Origin of the sequence: Psychrobacter sp. P11G3, from assembly GCF_001435845.1 — a bacterium.
GTDB lineage: Bacteria > Pseudomonadota > Gammaproteobacteria > Pseudomonadales > Moraxellaceae > Psychrobacter.
The window spans coordinates 1,898,334-1,922,756 of record NZ_CM003596.1 but is presented as its reverse complement, the minus strand read 5'-3'; the positions used below and the strand labels follow the sequence as shown (position 1 = coordinate 1,922,756).

The 24,423-nt window shown below is 43.1% G+C and carries 15 protein-coding genes; 5 read left to right on the top strand and 10 right to left on the bottom strand.

Going from position 1 to position 24,423, the window contains the following annotated elements; all coding sequences use genetic code 11:
- Positions 1 to 62: 62 nt before the first annotated feature.
- Entirely contained in the window at positions 63 to 491 is a 429-nt protein-coding gene (locus AK824_RS07675; protein ID WP_057760405.1) for an RNA-binding S4 domain-containing protein, read from the bottom strand.
- 98 nt (positions 492 to 589) lie between these two features.
- The gene (locus AK824_RS13445) at positions 590 to 694 is read right to left on the bottom strand and encodes an excalibur calcium-binding domain-containing protein (RefSeq protein WP_082624687.1); all 105 of its coding nucleotides are present in this window, start codon (positions 692 to 694) and stop codon (positions 590 to 592) included.
- Between AK824_RS13445 and AK824_RS13635 the strand changes: the two genes are divergently transcribed.
- Positions 672 to 893 (top strand): hypothetical protein, encoded by a 222-nt coding sequence (locus tag AK824_RS13635; protein ID WP_057760403.1) that lies wholly within the window; start codon positions 672 to 674, stop codon positions 891 to 893. The two genes, AK824_RS13445 and AK824_RS13635, sit on opposite strands and share 23 nt — an antisense overlap.
- A gap of 185 nt (positions 894 to 1,078) precedes the next feature.
- Here AK824_RS13635 and ilvA read toward each other — a convergent pair whose 3' ends face one another.
- Entirely contained in the window at positions 1,079 to 2,632 is a 1,554-nt protein-coding gene (ilvA, locus tag AK824_RS07665) for a threonine ammonia-lyase, biosynthetic (protein ID WP_057760402.1), read from the bottom strand.
- Positions 2,633 to 2,938: 306 nt separating this feature from the next.
- Between ilvA and rpiA the strand changes: the two genes are divergently transcribed.
- Positions 2,939 to 3,598, top strand: a complete 660-nt coding sequence (rpiA, locus tag AK824_RS07660) for a ribose-5-phosphate isomerase RpiA (RefSeq protein ID WP_057760400.1) — start codon at positions 2,939 to 2,941, stop codon at positions 3,596 to 3,598.
- A gap of 136 nt (positions 3,599 to 3,734) precedes the next feature.
- Here the strand turns inward: rpiA and argF are convergent, their stop codons facing one another.
- The 3 genes from argF to dnaB all read right to left on the bottom strand — a co-directional run bounded on the left by argF (position 3,735) and on the right by dnaB (position 7,565).
- The gene (argF, locus tag AK824_RS07655; protein ID WP_057760398.1) at positions 3,735 to 4,658 is read right to left on the bottom strand and encodes an ornithine carbamoyltransferase; all 924 of its coding nucleotides are present in this window, start codon (positions 4,656 to 4,658) and stop codon (positions 3,735 to 3,737) included.
- Between the two features lie 217 nt (positions 4,659 to 4,875).
- On the bottom strand, positions 4,876 to 5,982 hold the full coding sequence (alr, locus tag AK824_RS07650; protein WP_057760396.1) for an alanine racemase: 1,107 nt from the start codon (positions 5,980 to 5,982) through the stop codon (positions 4,876 to 4,878).
- Between the two features lie 179 nt (positions 5,983 to 6,161).
- Complete coding sequence (gene dnaB, locus AK824_RS07645) at positions 6,162 to 7,565, bottom strand: replicative DNA helicase (protein ID WP_057760393.1); 1,404 nt, start codon at positions 7,563 to 7,565, stop codon at positions 6,162 to 6,164.
- Positions 7,566 to 7,863: 298 nt separating this feature from the next.
- Here dnaB and pdxA point away from each other — a divergent pair, with 298 nt between their 5' ends.
- Positions 7,864 to 8,955 (top strand): 4-hydroxythreonine-4-phosphate dehydrogenase PdxA, encoded by a 1,092-nt coding sequence (gene pdxA, locus AK824_RS07640; protein WP_057760391.1) that lies wholly within the window; start codon positions 7,864 to 7,866, stop codon positions 8,953 to 8,955.
- Positions 8,956 to 9,116: 161 nt separating this feature from the next.
- On the opposite strand, the gene AK824_RS07635 is transcribed toward pdxA, so the two are convergent.
- A complete protein-coding gene (locus AK824_RS07635) occupies positions 9,117 to 9,896 on the bottom strand; it encodes a transglutaminase-like domain-containing protein (RefSeq protein ID WP_057760389.1) in 780 nt (259 codons plus the stop codon).
- Positions 9,897 to 10,411: 515 nt separating this feature from the next.
- On the opposite strand from AK824_RS07635, the gene rsmA reads away from it, so the two are divergent.
- Positions 10,412 to 11,275 (top strand): 16S rRNA (adenine(1518)-N(6)/adenine(1519)-N(6))-dimethyltransferase RsmA, encoded by an 864-nt coding sequence (gene rsmA, locus AK824_RS07630; protein WP_057760387.1) that lies wholly within the window; start codon positions 10,412 to 10,414, stop codon positions 11,273 to 11,275.
- A 141-nt stretch (positions 11,276 to 11,416) separates the two neighbouring features.
- Complete coding sequence (locus AK824_RS07625) at positions 11,417 to 12,253, top strand: symmetrical bis(5'-nucleosyl)-tetraphosphatase (RefSeq protein WP_057760385.1); 837 nt, start codon at positions 11,417 to 11,419, stop codon at positions 12,251 to 12,253.
- Between the two features lie 162 nt (positions 12,254 to 12,415).
- Here the strand turns inward: AK824_RS07625 and AK824_RS07620 are convergent, their stop codons facing one another.
- The 3 genes from AK824_RS07620 to AK824_RS07610 all read right to left on the bottom strand — a co-directional run bounded on the left by AK824_RS07620 (position 12,416) and on the right by AK824_RS07610 (position 24,280).
- A complete protein-coding gene (locus tag AK824_RS07620) occupies positions 12,416 to 19,183 on the bottom strand; it encodes a tandem-95 repeat protein (protein ID WP_057760383.1) in 6,768 nt (2,255 codons plus the stop codon).
- 630 nt (positions 19,184 to 19,813) lie between these two features.
- Positions 19,814 to 22,258, bottom strand: coding sequence for a site-specific recombinase (locus AK824_RS07615; protein ID WP_057760381.1), 2,445 nt, complete (start codon positions 22,256 to 22,258; stop codon positions 19,814 to 19,816).
- A 237-nt stretch (positions 22,259 to 22,495) separates the two neighbouring features.
- A complete protein-coding gene (locus AK824_RS07610; RefSeq protein WP_057760379.1) occupies positions 22,496 to 24,280 on the bottom strand; it encodes an acyl-CoA dehydrogenase C-terminal domain-containing protein in 1,785 nt (594 codons plus the stop codon).
- Positions 24,281 to 24,423 lie beyond the last annotated feature (143 nt).

The window sequence follows — 24,423 nt, the reverse complement described above, 5'->3', positions numbered from 1 at the left end:
CATTTAACAATGAAAATTTGGCCATATGATGCATGACCAAAAGGCGAAATAATGAAACGGTTTTAATCTTGATTACTTTTAAAACGTTGTAGATCGCGGCGTTCTTTCTTATTGGGTTTGTTATCAGGACGAGCAAGGTTGGCCAGTTTGCGCTGTTCGGCATAGTACGCACGGCGCGTCTCGCTCTCTTTTGTCTCTGAATATAGTACCTCAGCGGCTGTCGCATTGCCACGCTGTGCAGATAGCGCCTCAACAACGACCGTCTTTTCGGTCATCGCGGTCGCTGAGCCTTGGCGAATGGTTAGCTCATCTCCGACTGAAATCTCTTTACTGGTTTTTACCCGGCTACCAGCATAGTGCACGCGTCCACTTTCAATCGCTTGCTTGGCTAGGGTACGTGTACGATAAAACCTAGCTGCCCATAGCCATTTATCGAGACGGATTTTCACCAAACCTTGGTTATTATCATCAGCATTAGCATTTTTCTTCATAAGAGTCACTCTGCATTCGTTTTTATATTAAATCATAGTTTTATATAAACAATATTAGGGCAACTTTAATATTTGCAAATAGATTTGATGACTGTGGTTTAGTTGCACCATTGTTGTGCACAAGGTACACCATCGTGGTTACCATCCATTTTGGTATTAGGACAGTAGTTTGTAAAATAGGTGGCTTCTGCACAGGATGTCATTTGTGAGCAATGTGTTCTGCCATCACATGAAAAGCTTGAGCCCGATTGTGTTGATAAGAGTGGAGTGGCAGTGGGCGCTGATGTTGAAGTGGTACCTAAATCAACGTATGTTGGCGGTATGTCATCAATATTATCAACGTCAGTAGAGGTAAGAGTAGGTTGCGTTACGATATCTGCTGCTGCATTGATTGCAGGCTGATGTATCGTATTTTTAGGTTGAAGGACTCTATAACCTATAAGCACGAAAATCAGACATGTCAATATCACTAATACTTTGTTTATCACTTTGCCATACCTGCCAGCTCATAATTATTAATATGAAAATGGCAGTTTTTAATCGACTTAAAAACTGCCATTAGGTAAGAAATATGATATCTATTTTTACTATCTCAAAAACAACTGATAGCCAATATTGTCATTGACCGTGGCACAGTCATAACCAATATCTAAAAGTGCGTCTTGTAACTGACGAGAATTGCCTTCAGAGGCTTGCAGGCCAACCAGTACACGACCTTCAGCAGCCCCATGATTGCGGTAATGGAATAAAGTAATATTGAAATCTTCACCCAATTTTTCTAAGAACGTTAGCAGTGCGCCTGGACGTTCTGGGAATACCACTTGTAGCAATTGTTCGTTTTCGACATGAGCATGACCACCAATCAAGTGACGGATATGTGATTTGGCGATATCATCATCAGTCAGGTCGTGAGCAGTATAGCCATCGTCTGACAATTGGTTACTGATAGTTTGACGCTCTTTTTCGCCTTCTTTTAAAGCAATGCCGACGAAGATTGAAGCAGGCTCCATTGAATCTGGTGATTTTTTGCTGTCAGCACGGTAGTTAAACTCTGTGATGTTACGGCCATGTAGACTGCGACAGAAGTTCAAGAAAGCGCCTGTTTGCTCAGGAATAGTAACCCCAAAGATGGCTTCTTTTTTCTCACCGATTTCGGTACGCTCAGCGATATAACGCAAGCGGTCAAAATTCATATTGGCACCGCAAATGATACCGACGCAGTTTTTATCTTGAATATTATTGGCTTCGATATATTTTTTCATACCCGCGACTGACAACGCGCCAGCAGGTTCAACGATACTGCGGTTTTCTTCAAAGATGTCTTTGACAGCCGCACACACTTCATCATTGGTACAAGTGATCACTTCAGGCTCAACGATAGGACCTGAGTTATCGCTTTTTTGTGTACGGACGACGTCAAAAGGTAATTCGCCAATCTGCGCCACTGCCACCCCATCCACGAACAATCCTACTTGCTCGAGCTTGACACGTTCACCTGTTTCAAGCGCTGCTTTTAGGCAGGCTGACTGCTCGGCTTCTACCGCAATCACTTTTACATGTGGTGCCACTTCGCCTAAGAATGCAGCCACACCAGAGATTAGGCCACCACCACCAACGGCAACGAACACATAGTCCATATTGCGCCACTGCTGGGTCAGCTCAAGACCGATGGTACCTTGTCCTGCGATGACTAGCTCATCGTCATAAGGCGGAATAAAAGTAAGGCCTTCACGTTCAGCGCGGTCAATCGCATAACGGTTTGCTTGATCGAAACTATCACCGTGCAGATCTACATTGCCACCAAGTGCTCTTACCGCATCTACTTTGATGTCAGGAGTCGTGGTTGGCATGACGATAATGTTATTCAAAGATAATTTGCGCGCAGAGTAAGCCACGCCTTGCGCATGATTACCTGCTGAAGCACAGATGACGCCACGCGCTTTTTGCTCATCGCTCAACTGACTGATGCGGTTATAGGCACCGCGTAATTTAAATGATTTGACTGGTTGTAAGTCTTCACGCTTAAATCGAATGTCATTGGCAAAACGTTGGGTCAGCTTGGGCGCCGTTTCAAGTGGTGTTTGAATAGCAACGTCATAGACGGTGGCTTGTAAGATGGCTCGTACCCAGTGTGACAGCATAGTAATCCCTAAACAGAATGAATATAAAAAGTGTAGATGAATATAAAAACGAAATAGATTAGCCTATGCCGATTTTTAGTATCTTGCAAGACTCAATTGCAGTTTTCTTGGGATTTCGTGCTTGAATTTACATGAAGTGCAGGTATTTGCCTAAGTTAAGCCTTAGCTAGGCACGATGGGACTCACAAATTAGCGTCATGATGCGCTAACATCCGTTAATATCATCGGTTATAATAGCCGCGCATTTTACCTCTTTTAGCCTTTTACTTTTTTTAAGACCATACGTTTATTTTCCAAGGATTTATGATGAGTGATCAGCAAGCACAAAAGCAAGCCGCGGCCAAAGCTGCTCTAAGCTATATCGAAGACGATATGATACTTGGGGTAGGGACAGGTAGTACGGTCAACTGTTTGATTGAGTTGTTGCCACAATTGAAGCTTGCTGGCGCTGTCGCTAGCTCACAGGTGACAGAAGACAAACTTCGTGCGCTTGGTATCGAAATAGTCGATTTAAACTTTGCTGGTACATTGGATGTTTATATCGATGGTGCGGATGAAGTCAATGAGCACTTGCAACTTATCAAGGGCGGCGGCGGTGCATTGACTCGCGAAAAGATTGTGGCAGCAGCTTCGAACAAATTCGTCTGTATGGTCGATGATAGTAAAAGTGTTGATATATTAGGTCGCGCGTTTCCAGTACCGATTGAAGTATTACCACAAGCACGCTCGTATGTGGCTCGCCAATTGGCAAAATTGGGCGGTGAACCAGTATATCGTGAAGACTTTGTCACTGATTATGGTAACGTTATCTTAGACACCTATGACTTGGATGTGAGTAATCCAATCGCGCTCGAAAAAGAGCTAAATAATATCGTAGGTGTGGTCTGTAATGGTATCTTTGCGGCAAACCAAGCAGACGTTCTGCTAAAAGCAGGTGCTAATGGCGTGACAACGCTCACGCGTTAATCTATTTCTAAATTGTTTGTACAACCAAAAAAGCCGTCCAGATCTGGACGGCTTTTTTATTTAGAAACTTATTTAGGAGTGTGTTAGCAAGTTATCTTACTATTTATTTCATTGTCTTTTTATAAAATAGCCTAAGTTATGCAGGCAACTTGATTTTGTCTTTAAGTAAAAACTCCATCAATGCTTTTTGGGCATGTAAGCGGTTTTCAGCTTCGTCCCAAACGACAGAACGTGGGTCATTAAGCATGTCATGAGAGATTTCCTCGCCGCGATGGGCTGGCAAGCAATGCATAAACACCACTTCAGGGTCAGCTTTGTCTAATAGAGACGGCGTCACTTGATAAGGGGCAAAACGACGTGCACGTGTGTTTTGCTCTGATTCTTGACCCATACTTGCCCATACATCGGTGACAATTAAGTTAGAATCTTTTGCCGCATCTTGTACGTTTTCTACCAGACTGACGCAGTGTGAGAAGCGTTCCATAAGTTTCGGATCAGGCTCAAACCCATAAGGCGCTGCCACGCGTAATTCAAAACCAAACTGATTGGCAGCTTGCATAAATGATGAACACATATTGTTGCCATCACCGACCCAAGTCACAATCTTATTTTCGATACTACCGCGATGCTCGTAATAGGTTTGCATATCAGCGAGCAACTGGCATGGATGATAGTCATCGGTTAATGCATTGATAATCGGTACGCTTGAGTATTCAGCAAAAGTTTCAACTTTTTCGTGCCCAAAGGTACGAATCATGATGATATCAACCATGCTAGAAATCACGCGTGCTGAGTCTTCTAGTGGCTCGCCGCGACCAAGCTGTGTATCGTTTGGTGATAAAAATATGGCGTTACCACCAAATTGACCCATGCCCGTCTCAAATGAGATACGGGTACGCGTTGAAGATTTTTCAAATATCATGCCAAGCGTACGACCAACAAAAGGTTGGTATATCTCGCCTGCGTGTTGCATCTTACGCAATTCGCTTGCGCGTTTGATTAAGTTTTCTAGTTCTTGTTTGGTTAAATCAGATAAGGTTAAAAAATGGCGCAAACTCATAGTAATCCTAGCAGTCGATCGCAGTCAGTGAAACGTCATCAGTCTTCAATAGCATCGCGTCAGTGCGTATACTGGGTTGACAACAAACTTTTAGTATAGCGTATTTACTTTCAATGTAAACGTTCATTTTTATCAAGATCAAATGGCTTGCCAAATAGATCGAAATCATATTAATAAGCCACGATACCTTGTACGCTAATGACTGTGCCGCTAATGATTATGCCTGTGTACGGTTTGGACGTATGCTTAGGCGACATAACAGCTCATAGCTAATCGTCCCAGCATGACATGCGACTTCATCGACACGCGGCGCATCGCCCCAGAGCATGACCTTGCTATCTATAGCAAGACTCTCAGGTGCGCTACTGATATCAATGACAATCATATCCATTGCCACGCGTCCAATCACAGGACAACGGTAGCTTTGATTGTCGTTAGCATCCATAACAGTGACATACGCATCATCAGTAACCACACGTGGATAGCCATCTCCATATCCAACGCTGACCAAAGCGGTCCTAGTGTCTTGCTGCGCACGCCAGCGGCTACCATAGCCGATCGCATCATTGGCGCTAACGGTTTGTAGAGCAATGATTTGAGCACTAAATTCCATCGCAGGCTGCAAGTCTAATTCTTGTGCGCTTTTATCAACCACAGGCGAGCTACCGTATAAGATAATGCCTGGGCGTACCCAATCATAATGGTACTCTGGGAAGTTAACGACACCAGCAGAGTTGCATAATGAGCCTTGGATATCTGGGCTAATGGTGTCTTTCAAAGTCGCTAGTACGCTTGAGAAACGCTCAATCTGCATGGCATTTAATGGATGATCATGATCATCAGCATTGGCAAAATGCGTCGCTAATATCAGTTGATAGCCTGCTTCATGTAGACGCTTTGCTGCTGATAAAACACCCTCAGCATTGAAGCCTAAGCGATTCATACCCGTATTGTATTTTAGCCAAACCACATTAGTTGCACTGCCAGCTGGCGGGACATTTTGCAGGGCCCATTCTAGCTGTGGTCCGTGGTGAATCACGCAGCTAATCTCATGATCAATCGCTTGCTGCCACTCATCAGCGCTAAATGCACCTTCTACTAGACCGATGGTTTTCTCCCAACCTAGCTGTCTGGCTTCTAATGCTTCGGTTAAAGTCGCGACCCCAATACCATCTGCTTGCTGCAGGGCTGGCAAGACTGCCGCCACGCCATGCCCGTAAGCATTGGATTTGACCATAGCCAACACTTTAGACTGAGGTGCTCGTTGTTTGACTTGATTTAGGTTATGGGTAAGGGCTTTTGGTTTTATAGTAATTGTGCGCATAATCGCCTTCTATATGAGTAGAATTATGAAGTTATAAAGCCAGTACTGCATCGATTGGGTTGATGCGGTACTGGCTATTGTATTAAAAACTGATTATATAAAATTATTCATTAACCTATGGTTAAACCTGAGTTTATATGAGACTTAGTCTTGGTCAGACTTAAATTTTATAAAATAGATTACTCATCATTCTCAAAACTGACGCCTTGGTAGTACTCTGGCGTTAGATTGATAAAGCGGGTAAATTGACCTTCAAAGCCTAGACGAATAGTACCGATAGGACCGTTACGCTGTTTACCAATAATGATTTCCGCCACGCCTTTATGGTCCGAGTTTTCATTATAAACCTCATCACGATAGATGAACATAATCAAATCGGCATCCTGCTCAATCGCACCAGACTCACGTAGATCCGACATAATAGGGCGTTTATTCGGACGGTTTTCTAGACTACGGTTAAGCTGTGACAATGCAATCACGGGACATTCAAGCTCACGCGCTAGTGCTTTTAGACTACGAGAAATCTCAGAAATCTCGCCAACACGGTTACCATCTAGACTTGGCACTTTCATTAGCTGAAGATAATCGACTACGATAGCACCCAAGCGACCGTCATGATTTTTGGCAATACGGCGACAGCGAGAGCGCATCTCAGAGGGCGGTAGGGCGGTACTGTCATCAATATATAAATGCTTTGATTGCAAATGTTGAATGGCGTTCATCATTTTTGCCCATTCATCTTCATTCATTTGCCCAGAACGTAGGTGCGTCTGGTTAATCGCGCCCCATGAGGACAGCAGACGCATGACGATAGATTCCGCAGGCATCTCCATCGAAAATACGACGACTGGCAAATCTTCATTAAACAAAATCCCTTCTGCCAAGTTCATCGCAAAAGTGGTTTTACCCATCGAAGGACGCGCAGCGACAATAATCAAGTCACCCGCTTGCAAGCCTTGGGTTTTGTTATTCAGCTCGGCAAATGGTGTCTGCAAACCAATCATGCCATCGGGATTAGATTTTAGTTCTTGAATCTTATCGATAACATTGGTCAAGACAGAGGTAATACCAACAGGTCCGCGCTGTTCCGCGCGTTTGTTATGCTGCTCATTGATACTAAATATCTTACCTTCGACATTATCGAGAATGTCGCTAACGCTTTGGTCTTTTGGATTATAAGCAAGCGTCAGCATGTCATTACCAGTGGTAATCAGCTGGCGTAGGGTTGATAGTTCACGCACACGCTGAGCGTAGGCAGTCAGGTTAAATAAGGTCGCAGGACTTTGGCTCAAAATATCAGCCAAATAACTGTCACCACCTGCGCCTTTGAGTAGCTTTTGCGCTTCTAACCAGTCGTGTACCATGACTGTATCATAAGGCTCATTCACTGCCGCCAAATGGGCAATGGCATCAAAAATATATTGATGTCGCCCAGCATAAAAGTCATCTTTGGTGACAATATCGGCAATCTTGTCGTACGCCTCTTCGATACTCATCAAAGACGCGAGCAATGCCTTTTCAATATCAATATTGTGCGGCGGTGTCTGATTGAGTAAGTCGTCGGTTTTGTCGTTTTCTGCCATGAGTGCCTAATGAGTTAAAATGGGTATGAAAAAGGATGTCGATGATAGAGCAATACAAACGTAGCGCGCCTCTACGATAGAAGTACCAAAACGCGGTCTCAGGTTTGTCTGTAAATGCTACAATCAGATGCGAAAGTTTAACACATAATGTGGTTTTTTAGACTTGATAAAGAACTAAATCTGAAGTGATTGTTTTTTATGAACTAAGAAATACCATAAGGTATCTAAGTGTAAAAACTTAAAGAATCAATTATAAATATAATAAAATCAATAATTTGAATAACATAAGGCTATTGTTATGACAAAAGGAAAACGACCGCTATTAATCACTACAGGTGAGCCTGCGGGTATTGGCATGGACGTAGTACTAGGACTAGCAGCAGAGGGGAAGTTGCAAGATTTTGCTCGGCCAATTTGGGTGACTGCTGATGCTAAAGCGATGCAAACTCGCGCGGAGGAGTTGGTCGCGGCGGGCGTGCTCAAAAGCACACCTAGCTGGCATACTATCAATACAGATATAAATGTCGATGTTAACTTGGTAGAGCAGATCTCAAAGCAGAGTATAGAAGCTGATAGTGCTTTTATCCTACTGAATATTCCTTGTGCCGCACCCGTTGTCTGCGGGCAAATCAATATCGCTAACTCAGCGATGGTGGCTCAGCAGTTAGCTATTGCTCATAAACTGGCCATAAATAATACAGTCGCTGCCATCGTCACTGGGCCATTGCAAAAGTCAGCGTTGATAGATGCAGATATCAAGCTGCTAGATGGCACCATGTTTAGTGGTCATACTGAGTTTTTTATGCAGCAAAGCGGCTGTGATAAGGTCGTCATGATGCTGGCCAATCAAGCGATGAAAGTAGCGCTTGTCACTACGCATTTACCATTAAAGGACATCCCTGCTGCGATTACTGCCGATAATGTACGTCAAACGGTACAAATTGTCATCGATGATATGAGAGAGAAGTTTGGTCTCACGCAGCCTCGTATCTTGGTTTGCGGCCTCAATCCACATGCAGGCGAGGGCGGACATTTGGGGAGCGAGGAGATTGAGATTATCAATCCCGTGTTGCAAGAATTCATCGATGCAGGCGTCAATATATCAGAGGCGATGCCAGCGGATACGTTATTTACCACCAGACATTTAGCAAACTGTGATGCGGTCATTGCCATGTATCACGACCAAGGATTGCCTGTACTCAAATCACACGGTTTTGGCGACACCGTCAATCTAACATTGGGCTTGCCTTATATTCGTACTTCTGTCGATCATGGTACGGCGCTAGACTTGGCAGGAAGCGGCGGTGCGAGTGCAACCAGCTTATACCAAGCACTAAATATGGCTAATGAGATGGCTGATAAATCACTTATCGATGTACCTGCTGTATAAATCAGTGCTTATAGATATTTTTCACATAGTACTTAATAATTTTATTATTAGTAATGTCTATCTAAAAAGGCAGCCACCTAAGACGATTTAGTAAAGTGTATATCGTGCATGACGGGCAGCATCTGTTTTAAACATAGGCTCGAAAGCCTAGGATCAGGATCCTAAGCTTGTCTGGTTACGGATACCGATTGGTTAATCAGCTCCATGGATCCGAACGAGGTTAAGAACGCGACACTGGACGCATCGGACCCAACACCGATGCGGGCCATTGTGTCGGCATCTGCCATGCCAGTCGGATCAATGAGGTGCCAGCTCCCTTCAAGATAGACCTCGGCCACGGCATGAAAGTCTTGCGGTGTCACATCGGGCGCATAAACACTCACAAACCTAGCTGGTATCGACGACGCGCGCGCTAGTGTTACGAGAACATGCGCAAAGTCGCGGCATACGCCCTGACGTTGAGCAAAGCTGTCGAGTGCGGTGGTCTGTGCATGGCTCGATCCAGGTACATAACTAAATGCCGACTCGATCCAGTCGCGCATCGCGGCAATCCGTGCGCCGCCAGCGAGATCGCCAAACTCGGCGTCCACAAAGGCATGGAACTGTTCTGACGGGCAATAGTGAGACGGCATCAAATGCCTGATTGTCTCTCCAGGTAAAAGGTGCAGGGGCGTTTGGGACAATGCTGATATGTCTAAGGCAGGACGGTCAACGGCGATTTCTGCAAGGTAAGTGCAGCTAAAATCCCCTTTGGCGTGAATCCAAATCCGCTCTCCTATGCCATCATCGGCGGTAACCCGTGAAAAATGCGCAACGTCTGATGTCCAAATCTCGGCTGACCGTACCCGTTGATCCGCAAGATCGGCGGCTTCGATCTGAAGCAAGAGATCCATTGGCTCTGAGAGTCGATAATGGAGGGTGACGTTAAGTTTCAGGATCATATGTAAATTCCTTAAGGGTATTTATCTGGCGGGCTGACGATCGCGTAGGGCTGAACCGCCTCGACTATATCAGAGACTGGCTTACTAGAGTCGGACAGCAATGCCTGACAGGATTAAATTATCATAATACTGCTTTTCAGAATTGAAAGGTGAGACATAACCAATTGCGTTATGCAGTCGGGCTTTATTAAACCAGAGAAGTGTTAAAAATCGATTAATTATCGATTTAGTTTTACGCCGCGATTGTTATGATGACTTTATCTTTGGACTTGTTTCTGTCTGCTAGCGCTTGGTTTGACGCTGCCATTTAGCATAATCAGAGTTTATATTAAATGGATGTAGAGGTAAAAAGTTACCGGGTCGGTTACTCGAAAGCATGGCTCGTCTATCGATAATAATTATTCAAAAACACAGCCTAATTATGAGCTGTGGTATAATTTACCATTATAAAGTCAGCGTATCGCTGCCATTACATTATCATCGCCCATTTATCTTTTATACATTAAGACTCTTTTATGTCCAAAACTTCATTTGATGCTCAAACTATTTCTAACAGCTTACGTGCTGCCAAACATCAGCCGCGTAAGCGCTTTGGCCAAAACTTCTTGCATGATACTAGCGTCATTCGCGAAATCGTCGAAAGTATTCGTCTAGAGCGCGATGACAATTTGATCGAGATTGGGCCTGGTATGGGCGCATTGACCGAGCCGTTATTGGCAGAAGTGGATGCAATGACAGTGGTAGAGCTGGATCGTGATTTGGCAGATAGCTTACGTATTCGTATCGGTGCCAATAGCCATCCAAACTTTGAGATTATCAAAGACAATGCGATGCATGTGGACTACCGTGAGCTATATAGTGAAGAGCGTGGTAAGCTGCGCGTGGTGGGTAACCTGCCGTATAACATCTCAACACCTATCTTATTTCATCTGCTTAGCTATGCCGATGTGATTCAAGACATGCATTTTATGTTGCAAAAAGAAGTGGTTGAGCGTATCACAGCCGACGTGGGTAGCAAGACTTATGGCCGCTTATCGGTCATCATGCAGTACCACTGTGATACAGATTATTTGCTGACCGTTCCTCGCGGTGCGTTTAATCCACCGCCAAAGGTGACTAGTGCTGTGTTCCGCCTGACGCCGCATATCAACAAACCAGTAGTCGCAAATGATGAAGAGCACTTTGCTATCGTCGTGCGTGAGACCTTTAACCATCGTCGCAAGACGCTACGGGCTATCTTCAAAAAATCAACGTTGCTGCCGACATTGAGCGAAGACGATTTTGCGGCTTGTGGTATCGATCCGCAGGCACGACCTGAGACATTAAGCGTCACAGACTTTGTGAACCTAAGCAATCATTCACAACAGCTAGACGTATAATGTATTTTTGATACATAAAAGCATGCTATTAACCGTCAATTATAATGGCGGTTTTTTATGCTTTATTTTTATGACCAGTACTTAAGTATCTATTTTTTATCGAGCTGTCTTTAACTATCGTGTTTAAATCGTTGAGGTATTATGAGTTTTCGCCATCAGTATGTTATCGGTGACTTACAAGGTTGCTATGCTGCATATCTACAATTGCTAAAAACACTGGATTTCGATCCTACCCAAGACAAGTTATGGTTTGCTGGTGATCTGGTAGCACGCGGTGAAGATTCATTGAACACGCTGCGTCATGTCAAAGCATTGTGTGAGCAGGGCACTGCGGCAACGGTATTGGGCAATCATGATCTTAATTTGATAGCAGTCTGGCGTGGGGCAGCCAAGCTTAAAAATAAAGACAAAACCGAACCTATCTTTGCTGCGGATGACTGTGATGAGTTGCTCGAATGGTTACGCAGGCAGCCGATATTAGCCTATCCTGATGAGCATACGGTGTTGGTACATGCGGGTATTCCACCACATTGGAGTATTGAAGTCGCCGCAAGATATGCACAGCAATTAGAAGCTCAGCTGCAAAGTAATTTGAATCAGCTAGATCAATTGCTACCGAAACTATATAGCAAAGAAGCGGATGAATGGCATGCAGGTATCGAAGGATTTACTAAGATGCGGGCGATTGCTAATTACTTTACACGTATGCGCTTGTGTAAGCAGGATGGGTCGATTGAGTTTAGCTTTTCAGCAGGTTTAGATGAGGCTATGCCAACCGATTTTTTGCCTTGGTTTGAGTGGCAAGTACCGCGCACTCGTAAGATACTATTCGGTCATTGGGCTGCGCTAAAAGGCGAGATTGATTTGCCACATGCGCGCGCACTCGACGGTGGCTGCGTGTGGGGTAATTATCTATTGGCTTATAGATTGGGTGACGGCAAGGTAATGACCTCAAGCGCACAGTGCCCAAGCTTATAAAGAGAGTTATAAGCGTCTCAATATACAAGGCTAAATAAACAGTCTATTAATAGGTTTGAAGGGTAAAACGACTAGTTCGATTAGGATATGCTTAAAACAAAAAGCGGGCAATGAATTTCATTGTCCGCTTTTTCGATATAGGTTACTGTATACAAGAGAGTACTACATAATATGGAATATCGCTTCTGTTTGCATATTATCATTAAGCGCTTGCACTATAGTGAAGTCCACTGCTATTGATGATTCAGAGGCTCCACTAGATACTGACGTAGTAGCAGTCTCATTAGCTGTATTTTTAGCTAGTACATCAGCACTTTCAAACGTTAATTCATTATTGTTTACATCAAGTAGATCTTCAATTTTAGGTAGCTTTACTTGTTGTGAGTTTGCAAAAATATCTATTTCAGTATTGAATTCTTCCGCTTCACCGAGTGACATCAGACTACGAGCGCTACTACCGCCTGTTAAAGTATCAATAGTCGTTCTATCCCAGACAGTGCCATCATCGAAATATATATTTTCCACTCCATCTTCAGTGAATTGACCATATATTCTTACTTCTCCATTTTCTGTGGAGAGAACTAAATATTGATTATCTCGTGTCAATGTTAGCTCAGAAGGATTTACTCCTTCTATATTTAGTTTATTCAACTTATCGTAATCAGCAATAGAAACAGTAGCTGTTAATTTTTGGAAATCAACGATGTAAGTGTCGTCTCCTTCTCCACCACTAAGAGAGGCTAGAGAAGACGAGTTACCACCATAGATTAAAGTATCATTACCAGATTCACCATACAAGTGATCAAGACCACCATTAGATATCAATATGTCATCGCCATTTCCACCATAAATGTAGTCATTATTAATGCTACCTGTTAGCGTATCATTGCCGTTACCACCATATAGTACAGAGTTATCACTATCTAGCGTCAGTACATCATCACCATCAGTGCCCGTTATTTTACCGCCTGTTAAAGTATCAATAGTCGTTCTATCCCAGACAGTGCCATCATCGAAATATATATTTTCCACTCCATCTTCAGTGAATTGACCATATATTCTTACTTCTCCATTTTCTGTGGAGAGAACTAAATATTGATTATCTCGTGTCAATGTTAGCTCAGAAGGATTTACTCCTTCTATATTTAGTTTATTCAACTTATCGTAATCAGCAATAGAAACAGTAGCTGTTAATTTTTGGAAATCAACGATGTAAGTGTCGTCTCCTTCTCCACCACTAAGAGAGGCTAGAGAAGACGAGTTACCACCATAGATTAAAGTATCATTACCAGATTCACCATACAAGTGATCAAGACCACCATTAGATATCAATATGTCATCGCCATTTCCACCATAAATGTAGTCATTATTAATGCTACCTGTTAGCGTATCATTGCCGTTACCACCATATAGTACAGAGTTATCACTATCTAGCGTCAGTACATCATCACCATCAGTGCCCGTTATTTTACCGCCTGTTAAAGTATCAATAGTCGTTCTATCCCAGACAGTGCCATCATCGAAATATATATTTTCCACTCCATCTTCAGTGAATTGACCATATATTCTTACTTCTCCATTTTCTGTGGAGAGAACTAAATATTGATTATCTCGTGTCAATGTTAGCTCAGAAGGATTTACTCCTTCTATATTTAGTTTATTCAACTTATCGTAATCAGCAATAGAAACAGTAGCTGTTAATTTTTGGAAATCAACGATGTAAGTGTCGTCTCCTTCTCCACCACTAAGAGAGGCTAGAGAAGACGAGTTACCACCATAGATTAAAGTATCATTACCAGATTCACCATACAAGTGATCAAGACCACCATTAGATATCAATATGTCATCGCCATTTCCACCATAGATATAGTCGTTTCCAGCAGAGCCTTTTACGATATCAGTAACATCAGCTGACTCAAAGTATTCAGAAGCATTAGACATAATGAAATCTAAGGTTGTACTATTTCCAGCCACATCAGACGCTTGAATTTGGTAATTGCCCTCTACAAGTGGAATGTTAGTGACATCAGCAAGTGGTACCAAAGTACCATTTTCTAGCTTAAAGGCTTGCAACGTGTCTTGATCGATATCTGCATTAACTTCTAACTGATTGGTAGCCGTATTGAAATTTAGAATTTGACCTAATATAGGAGCGGTAGTATCTATAGTGATATCTTTTACAGCGGTAAAGCTCTCATTGAGTGCTTCGTCTGTTACCTTGGCTCTAAAGCTATAGTCACCACCTGCTAAGTTAGAAGCCTCGCCGTTTACCAATACTGCCCAAGTCGCGCCATGGTCAGTTGAGTACTGATACTTAACTTGGCTATCAGTTTCATTGTTCTTAATAGTCAAATCAAAAGTGTTGTCTTGAGTAACGCCATCATCTTTAGATATGCCCGTATCTTCAAAGTTATTGAGAACTAATTCACCTGACTCTGGTGGCGTTGTATCTGAGGTAATATTGACCCCATAGTGACTTGCTTGCTGAGTATCTAAATCAATAACCTTCACATAAAAATCTTCTGTTAGATTCTCAGTCTCTAAACCTAGATCATTACGGTCTGAGCTATATATGTAAGAGCCATTCGCTGCTATAGTAAGCTTTCCGTTGTCAGTATCAATAGTAATAGGGCTGTCTGCTGCAGTATCTGTTTGAAATACAAGCGACTGTCCGTCTACCTGAATTTCATAATTCTTAGGCGTGCCGATACTTCCATCATCATCCGTGAAGATATTGCCCGTGACGTTTTGATAACCAGCAAAATTGATCGATTCTACATCTTTGAACTGGGTCACATTAAAGTCGATCGAAGACCCTCGTGATTCTACATATAAGTCCAAAATATATTTACCCAGTGGTAAAGTATCTATGTTGAAATCGATCGAATAATTACGTGATCCTGCTGATGAGATGCTGCGAGAGCTTGAAGCTGAGATGCCTGATCCTTGAAGTTCATAGAAGTAATACCCGTTAATAATATTAGAGCTATTAGAGATATCCAGCTGAGGCATACCATTTTCGCCAGTGATTTCAAACTCTATCAACTCACTTATGAAAGATAATGCCTGCTTCTCTACAACTATTTGCTGCTCATTAATAACGCTAGTTTCAAATACTTCTTGCAACTCAAAGTTATATTTTTGATCAAGTGAGCTTACCGTGATATTGGCAGTCTTAGTAATAAGGCCACCTTGCCCGTCATTCACTGTATAGGTGAAGTTATCTTCACCTGTAAAATCGGTATTTGGAGTGTAAGTGTAGCTGCCATTGGCGTTGACAGTCACTATGCCATTCTCTGCTTCAGTTAACAATGTATAAGTCAGCATGTCACCATCGACATCAGTGGCTTCAGTAAGTACACCTATATCAGTTATATTTTCAGCAACACCGATGATACTGTTTTCTGAGACTGGCGTATCATTCACTGCTGCCACGCTGACAGTCGCGGTTTGGGTAATAACACCGCCTTTGCTATCACTGATGGTATAAGTGAAGCTATCTTTACCATTAAAGTTGGCATTAGGCGTGTAGCTGTAGCTACCATCGGCATTAACTACCGCCGTGCCATTGCTAGCATCTGAGTCTAGGGCGTATGTCAGATCATCACCATCGACATCGGTAGCCGCTTCTAATTGACCTTCGGTAGAGGTGTCTTCTGTAGCGGCGATGATGTTGTCGGTAGAGACTGGTAGATCGTTAACTGAAGCGACGGTGATAGTCGCGGTTTTAGTAATCGTTTCTGTACCATCAGTCACGGTATAGGTGAAACCATCACTGCCATTGAAATTGGCATTAGGCGTATAGCTATAACTGCCATCAGCATTGACGATAACGCTGCCATTCGTTGTGCTTGATACGAGAGCAAAAGTAAGTGTATCATCATCGACATCGGTAGCCGTCGCTAGTTGACCAGTCGCTACGGTATCTTCTATGGCTGTAATAATGCTGTCTTCAGCCACTGGCACATCATTGACGGCAGCGACAGTAATCGTAGCAGTTTGAGTGATCACGCCACCTTGACCATCATCAATGGAATAAGTGAAGCTGTCTGAGCCATTAAAGTCGGCATTAGGTGCATAGCTATAGCTACCATCTGCGTTGACAACGACTGTGCCATTAGCGGCAGTGTCTTTTAATGCATAGGTTAAGTTATCATCATCGGCATCAGTCGCCGCTTCTAGTTTGCCGTTAACCGCGGTGTCTTCTGTGGCAGTAACGGTAGAGTCTTTCGAGACAGGGATGTCGTTCACTGAAGCCACGGTAATGTTGGCCGTTTTAGTAATGGTTTCCGTGCCATCCGTCACGGTATAGGTAAAGCTGTCTTTGCCATTGAAGTTAGCATTCGGTGTGTAGGTATAGCTACCATCTTTACCGATGGTTACTTTACCGTTGGCAGTACCAGAAGCCAGCGTATAAGTTAAAGCATCGCCATCAACATCGGTGGCTTTGGCCAACAAACCTTTAGCAACGGTATCTTCTGTTGCCGCAATCGTAGTATTGGCTGAGACTGGCGCATCATTGACTGCTGCCACGTTAACGGTCGCGGTTTGGGTGATAACTCCGCCTTTGCCATCATTGATGGTATAAGTGAATGAGTCTTTACCATTGAAGTTGGCATTAGGCGTGTAGCTGTAGCTGCCATCTTTATCGATGACTACTTTACCGTTAACAGCATTAGTAGCGATGGCATAGGACAAGGCATCGCCATCCGCGTCAGTCGCCGCTTCTAATTTGCCGTTAACCACAGTGTCTTCTGTGGCAGTAACAATAGAGTCTTTCGAGACAGGAATATCGTTCACAGAAGCCACGGTAATGTTGGCTGTTTTAGTAATGGTTTCCGTGCCATCCGTCAAGGTATAGGTAAAGCTGTCTTTGCCATTGAAGTTAGCATTCGGTGTGTAGGTATAGCTACCATCAGTACTCACTGTCGCTGTACCATTTTTAGCAGCGGTGCCAATAGTATAAGTTAAAGCATCGCCATCAACGTCAGTGGCTTTAGCAAGCTGTCCTGTCGCTACAGTATCTTCAGTCGCCGCAATCGTAGTATTGGCTGAGACTGGCGTATCATTCACTGCTGCCACGCTGACAGTCGCGGTTTGGGTAATAACACCGCCTTTGCTATCACTGATGGTATAAGTGAAGCTATCTTTACCATTAAAGTTGGCATTAGGCGTGTAGCTGTAGCTACCATCGGCATTAACTACCGCCGTGCCATTGCTAGCATCTGAGTCTAGGGCGTATGTCAGATCATCACCATCGACATCGGTAGCCGCTTCTAATTGACCTTCGGTAGAGGTGTCTTCTGTAGCGGCGATGATGTTGTCGGTAGAGACTGGTAGATCGTTAACTGAAGCGACGGTGATAGTCGCGGTTTTAGTAATCGTTTCTGTACCATCAGTCACGGTATAGGTGAAACCATCACTGCCATTGAAATTGGCATTAGGCGTATAGCTATAACTGCCATCAGCATTGACGATAACGCTGCCATTCGTTGTGCTTGATACGAGAGCAAAAGTAAGTGTATCATCATCGACATCGGTAGCCGTCGCTAGTTGACCAGTCGCTACGGTATCTTCTATGGCTGTAATAATGCTGTCTTCAGCCACTGGCACATCATTGACGGCAGCGACAGTAATCGTAGCAGTTTGAGTGATCACGCCACCTTGACCATCATCAATGGAATAAGTGAAGCTGTCTGAGCCATTAAAGTCGGCATTAGGTGCATAGCTATAGCTACCATCTGCGTTGACAACGACTGTGCCATTAGCGGCAGTGTCTTTTAATGCATAGGTTAAGTTATCATCATCGGCATCAGTCGCCGCTTCTAGTTTGCCGTTAACCGCGGTGTCTTCTGTGGCAGTAACGGTAGAGTCTTTCGAGACAGGGATGTCGTTCACTGAAGCCACGGTAATGTTGGCCGTTTTAGTAATGGTTTCCGTGCCATCCGTCACGGTATAGGTAAAGCTGTCTTTGCCATTGAAGTTAGCATTCGGTGTGTAGGTATAGCTACCATCTTTACCGATGGTTACTTTACCGTTGGCAGTACCAGAAGCCAGCGTATAAGTTAAAGCATCGCCATCAACATCGGTGGCTTTGGCCAACAAACCTTTAGCAACGGTATCTTCTGTTGCCGCAATCGTAGTATTGGCTGAGACTGGCGCATCATTGACTGCTGCCACGTTAACGGTCGCGGTTTGGGTGATAACTCCGCCTTTGCCATCATTGATGGTATAAGTGAATGAGTCTTTACCATTGAAGTTGGCATTAGGCGTGTAGCTGTAGCTGCCATCTTTATCGATGACTACTTTACCGTTAACAGCATTAGTAGCGATGGCATAGGACAAGGCATCGCCATCCGCGTCAGTCGCCGCTTCTAATTTGCCGTTAACCACAGTGTCTTCTGTGGCAGTAACAATAGAGTCTTTCGAAACGGGTAGATCATTCACAGGTTGCTTTGATGAGCTGCTGCTACCTCCGGAAAATGCTACGGCTCCTAGTGCAGCTGCCCCAAGTGATCCCAGTAAAACAGTATTACTGACCCCGTTAATTATTGAAGTACCACCTGACATTTCTGACACAAGTGTTGTATAGGAAGTTTCTAAAGCTACTTGTGATATTACACCTGTTTCCGAACCCACATAATCAAACTCAGAAAAACCTGAATCACTAACTGTACCGAGCTGAACATCGTCTGTTATGTAGTAATCTTCAATAGTCAGTAACGTGTCACCATTTTCATCGGCAATCAATAAGTCATTAGCTGACTTTTTAGCTTTCAGTTTTTTGGCTGGCTGACCTGTTTTAGCATCTAATAAGGAAAATCTCATACCTTGTTCAGCAGTCACTTTAGTAGATTGATTACTGATCAATAATTTATCAATCAAATTAGCATTATCTTTTTGCAAGATTAGTTGAATTGTTTGTATCATTAAATATCCTTATTAAACCTTCTTATAAATCCAGAAAAGTTTTTATACATCAAAAATTTTGTTTTAGGTAGGTAACATTAACTAACAGTAATTATACTATAATAATATACATTAGTTGAATTTAATAGTACGCAAGACTGTACTACTTAGTTTCCTATTTCATTGCATGATAAGTATTTAACGAGAAATAGTGTGAAGTTTGTAAGATGCAAGAAAGTGTGAGTAGGTCGATTGATGATTGTTCAAGAGTATGTGAATACAACAGAGAGGCAATTATAGTATCGTTAGTTTATGCTCATATGGCTATATGAATTGATAGTGAACAGTTAAATTATTATGCTTTTCCCATAACAGACTTTGAAGTAAACGGTCTTCAGTATAAAAAAGACACCAGCATATTTGTAAACAAACCGCGAGTATAGCGGCTTTATTAAATGGAGGTAACTGAATAGAGTGGGATAAGCCATACTTTTGGGGACAAATTATTATTCTATATAAAGTGGCTGAATTTAGTGATTTTGGAAGGTTTAGGTGGTGAGTACCAAGTAAGTAGCGAAATGGAATTGTTAAACCTTTTAATAACTACGATGTAAGCAACTAAACAAGCAAAAACCCACCGCAACTACCTATTTAACTAGGCAGCTTTGGTGGTTTTTTAGGTTTTGGTAAAGGTGTTTTTGCGTCACCAGTCTGCTTGTCATCAGAGTCAGTGTGGTGTGGCTCATCACTAACGACATCGCTATCAATCGCACTTATCGTTTTGGTGGCCTTATCATATTGGATATCATCAGTATAAGGAACGCTGTTTAGTTCGTCATCGACTAAACCATCATCCAAATCCATTACCTTTTCAGGAGAGCTGTACGACTGCGTATGCCCATCTGTCGGCTGCTTTTCATAGTTGATGTCGGTATTCGTCTGGGAATGTTGAGCATCAGCATGTTTAGATTCAGGCAGTATCCTGACATCAGACAGACGCCTTACCACATAATTACTTGGTATAGATTTGCCATTTTTTTGTGCTGAAGTATCATCAAATATCATGTGACCCTGACTGTCGATACGCGCATATTTCATTGGCTTATCACGTGGCCAGAAAAAATCAGACGGATGACTAATAATATGGCCAAATACGAGTTTTGTGAGGCGACTCCATTCAAAAAAGCGAACTTCTTTAGAACGTAGGGCGACAAACAGTGCCAGTGAAAAGCTAACAATTAAGTTGACCAAACCAATAAGGGCCACACCAAGTATAGAAATTAGAATGAGGCTCCAGCTGATGTCATCAGCAGATATATTGAATAGTCCGTGTGCCAAGTTTGCTGAAGCAAAGGCAATGTGACGAATATCAATTGGTAAGCCGAAGATATAGCCAATAGTCGCGGTACTACCTAAGAACACCCCGAATAAGAAGTTACCCATGATAGCGCCCAAGTTAGCTTCTATAAAGCCGCCTAAACGCTGAAGCCATGAGCTGGGCAATATGTATTTTAATAATTTGTGACGTTGTATGCGCGCGCCTACGTTGTTATAAACTGCCAAGTTGTCGTAGTAACCAGCAATCAAACCAGATAAGAACAGGTAAACCCCCGCAATGGCAGCATGGGGCAGTGCTAATGAGTGAAATGGGTCAAGATCATGTAGCAAATGTCCTGCTTTTTCGGTATCAATCATTGGCGCGCCAGTATATTGCAACCAAGCAAAAGATATAATCAAAGCGACGGGTACGGCCAACATGACGTTACCCATGATAGCGATAAACTGGGTGCGCAAGATATCGACCACCAATTCTGATAGCTTGGTCAACTGATGCGATTTTTTACCAGAGCCTTCAGAAATAGTAGAAGCGATTGCAGCAGCGGTCATGGCTGGCTGCTTGGTAGCGACTGTGCCGCGAATAACATGAATGAATACGAAACCCAACCCATAAATCATACTGTTGATGAACGCGCGACCCATGGGAGCGAGCGCTAAATGATACGCCAGTATTTTTATGGTTGCCATAAATGCAATGATAAAGCCACCAATAGAGGCTTTTTTGAGCATCTTTTGATAGCCTGCTTTATCGGTACTAATATAATGCTCGCCGACGCGGCTGGCATTTTCTGTGACTTTGCGAGAGAGCAGTTTGGTATTATTATCAATCAAATAACCAATACTATAGCGCTGATTGGCCGTAGTGATGAGTGCCTGTATCAGTTCGATAACAGCGCGATCTCGCTTTTGATTATCGTCTGTGACCAGTTCAGTCAAAATCCGCATACGCTGCAAGCTTTGATCTAAACGCAGCATCATATTAGTCAAACGAATAGAGATACCGGTTTTATAAATCCGCTTGCGTACGGTAGCGACGATATCTTCACACTGTTCAAGCATGACTAATAATGGCGCGGGGTCGACTGCTTGCTCAGGTGTGATATCTGTCAAGGTATCAAGCTCATGTGCTTGACGATATTGATTGACGAAGAGTACGGCTTCTTGATTTTGTGCAACGAAAGATGCGGAATAGTTCAGTATTTGTGGATAGGACTCCATCAAATCAGGATGCAAGCCGATACCGCTGATGCGATAAGACAAAATGATAATGGCGTTTAAAATACTGTTTTTTGCGGTAGCGACTAGGTTTAAGTGTTTCTCTTCTACGCGAACCAGCTCAACCAGTTTGTCCCATTTTTCCTTTTCAATATTGGCCAGCCAGCGTTCATCAGAGCGTTTATTAAATAAATAGCCCACCAATTCTACGACAGAGTCATCTTGTGGTAATAATGGTAAAAACCGATGACCAATTAACCGGCGTAAACTGTTAAAGAACCCTTGGTCGGACATGATACCAGTATCGGTATACAACGCAATTTGTCGATATTGGATAATCAGTTTTAGCACAAAACTAGACAGCCCATCTCCATATTCTGGATGCTGATGTATGATATCAATAAGGGATTGAATTTTTTCGTTGGCCAATGCAGGTTCTTTATCACTGACTCGTAGCTCATCAATCAAGCGTTTGAGTACCGCAGGATCTGGCACGTCGCTCAAAGCGGTAATCTGTTGTAAAATGCGTTTTAATTCTGACACGTCGCACCCTTTATCATGGTTGTTTCAATCGTTTTTATTATTTAAGTCGGTATAAGTGGTTGAGTGATGTTTGCCAATCGTTCAATTGTAGTCGAGCGACATCTTGTCTTGCGTTATTTTAATCGGAACTGCCAATTGATATTGAATTATTTTGTTAGCAGTTATTTTGACAAAAAAAAGGACAGTAACACGACTGTCCTTTTAATCAAGGTATTTTAGGTTAGTTTTAAAGCTAGCTTAGCTTGCAGGAACATCGAAATAAGCAAGATCAAAGTTCATCATTGGGTCACTACCAGCTTTGACCATTTGTGCATGAGCATCGATACGCGGTAGGACGCGGCCAACAAAATAGTCAGCAAGCTTAGCTTTATTGGTATAAAACTCACCTTCTTTACCATTGGCTGCTTCTACCATCAACGCAAACATGTATGAGTAAGCAAGGTAGCCAAAGGCATGCATGTAGTCAACCGCACAGCCATTGATTTCGTTTTTGCGTTCGCCGATGTTGTTAAGCACAGTGGTGGTTAGCTCTTCGATGGTATCCGCTGCATCTAGAGTAGCTTGTTTGATAGCATGGTCTGCTTGCATATTGTTAACAAAGTCACGAATCTCACCCAAGAAATGAGTGACGTACTTACCGTTGTTACGTGCAACTTTACGACCTAGCAAGTCAAGCGCTTGAATACCGTTGGTACCTTCATAAATCTGTGCAATACGGGTATCACGAACGATCTGCTCCATACCCCATTCGCGGATATAGCCATGACCACCAAAGACTTGCTGACAATCAACAGTGGCTTCCAGTGCTTTATCAGTCAGGAACGCTTTAGCAACTGGTGTCAGTAGGGCAACACGAGCTGCAGCCGCTTTGGCTGACTCAGGATCGGTACTAAACTTCTCTTCATCAAGGTTTTTGGCAACATACATCGCAAAACAGCGCGATGCTTCAGTGTTTACTTTGGCGTTCAATAGCATACGACGGACGTCAGCATGATGGATAATAGCGTCAGCAGGTTTCTCTGGGCTTTGTAGCTGGGTATCGCTACGGCCTTGACCGCGGTCATTGGCATATAACGCTGCATTTTGATAGGCAAGCTCAGAACCACCAAGGCCTTGCAAGCCCATAGTGACACGCTCATAGTTCATCATGATAAACATTGATGATAGACCAGTGTTTTCCGCGCCAACCATCCAGCCTTTAGCATTATCAAAGTTCATGACACAAGTCGCAGAGGCTTTGATACCCATTTTGTGTTCGATAGAGCCTACCGCTAACGTATTGCGCTCGCCTAAGCTACCATCTGCATTGACCAAGAATTTTGGTACGACAAATAGCGAGATACCTTTTGAGCCTTCTGGTGCATTTGGTGTTTTTGCCAATACCAAATGAATGATGTTGTCAGTAAGGTCATGCTCACCACCAGTGATAAAGATTTTGGTGCCAGAGATATCATAGCTACCATCATCATTAGGCACGGCTTTGGTTTTGATAATACCTAAATCAGTACCAGCATGCGGCTCCGTCAAGCACATGGTGCCAGCCCATTCGCCGTTGTACATTTTTTCTAGATAAGTTTGCTTTTGCTCTTCAGAGCCAGCTGCATTTAAGCAAAGCGTCGCACCAACTGTTAGGTTTGGATATAGGGCAAATGATTGGTTGGCAGTGAAAACCATCTCTTCAGTGAGCATGGTAACCATTTTAGGGAAGCCCTGACCGCCGTATTCAGCATTACCGCTTAAGCCAACCCAACCTGACTCAGCATATTGCTTATAGGCTTCTTTGAATCCTGTCGGAGTCGTGACGACGCCATCACCTTCAAAAGTTGCGCCTTCTTCATCACCGCTACGGTTAATAGGAAGTAGAATGTTTTTTGACAGTTTTCCCATTTCTTCTAAAATCATATCGACAGTTTCCATGTCGACATGAGCCAAGTTTTCGTTGTTTTGCCAAAACTCTGGCGCTTTGAATACGTCATTTAAGATAAAGCGCATGTCATTAAGAGGGGCATTATAAACAGCCATAAACATTCCTTTGGTTCAAATAATTAAAATTGAAGTTGTTAAGATTATCAACTGTTCTCTTGGTATAACCTTAGCGATTAATAATCAAAGTTTAACAAATAAGCTTGTGAGCGAGTGTATTTCTTCGTGAATTGTGCGTACAC

Coding starts and splice junctions, on each gene's coding strand:
- AK824_RS07675 (WP_057760405.1), bottom strand. CDS start 491: ATGAAGAAAAATGCTAATGCTGATGATAATAACCAAGGTTTGGTGAAA.
- AK824_RS13445 (WP_082624687.1), bottom strand. CDS start 694: ATGACATCCTGTGCAGAAGCCACCTATTTTACAAACTACTGTCCTAAT.
- ilvA (WP_057760402.1), bottom strand. CDS start 2,632: ATGCTGTCACACTGGGTACGAGCCATCTTACAAGCCACCGTCTATGAC.
- rpiA (WP_057760400.1), top strand. CDS start 2,939: ATGAGTGATCAGCAAGCACAAAAGCAAGCCGCGGCCAAAGCTGCTCTA.
- argF (WP_057760398.1), bottom strand. CDS start 4,658: ATGAGTTTGCGCCATTTTTTAACCTTATCTGATTTAACCAAACAAGAA.
- alr (WP_057760396.1), bottom strand. CDS start 5,982: ATGCGCACAATTACTATAAAACCAAAAGCCCTTACCCATAACCTAAAT.
- dnaB (WP_057760393.1), bottom strand. CDS start 7,565: ATGGCAGAAAACGACAAAACCGACGACTTACTCAATCAGACACCGCCG.
- pdxA (WP_057760391.1), top strand. CDS start 7,864: ATGACAAAAGGAAAACGACCGCTATTAATCACTACAGGTGAGCCTGCG.
- AK824_RS07635 (WP_057760389.1), bottom strand. CDS start 9,896: ATGATCCTGAAACTTAACGTCACCCTCCATTATCGACTCTCAGAGCCA.
- rsmA (WP_057760387.1), top strand. CDS start 10,412: ATGTCCAAAACTTCATTTGATGCTCAAACTATTTCTAACAGCTTACGT.
- AK824_RS07625 (WP_057760385.1), top strand. CDS start 11,417: ATGAGTTTTCGCCATCAGTATGTTATCGGTGACTTACAAGGTTGCTAT.
- AK824_RS07620 (WP_057760383.1), bottom strand. CDS start 19,183: ATGATACAAACAATTCAACTAATCTTGCAAAAAGATAATGCTAATTTG.
- AK824_RS07610 (WP_057760379.1), bottom strand. CDS start 24,280: ATGGCTGTTTATAATGCCCCTCTTAATGACATGCGCTTTATCTTAAAT.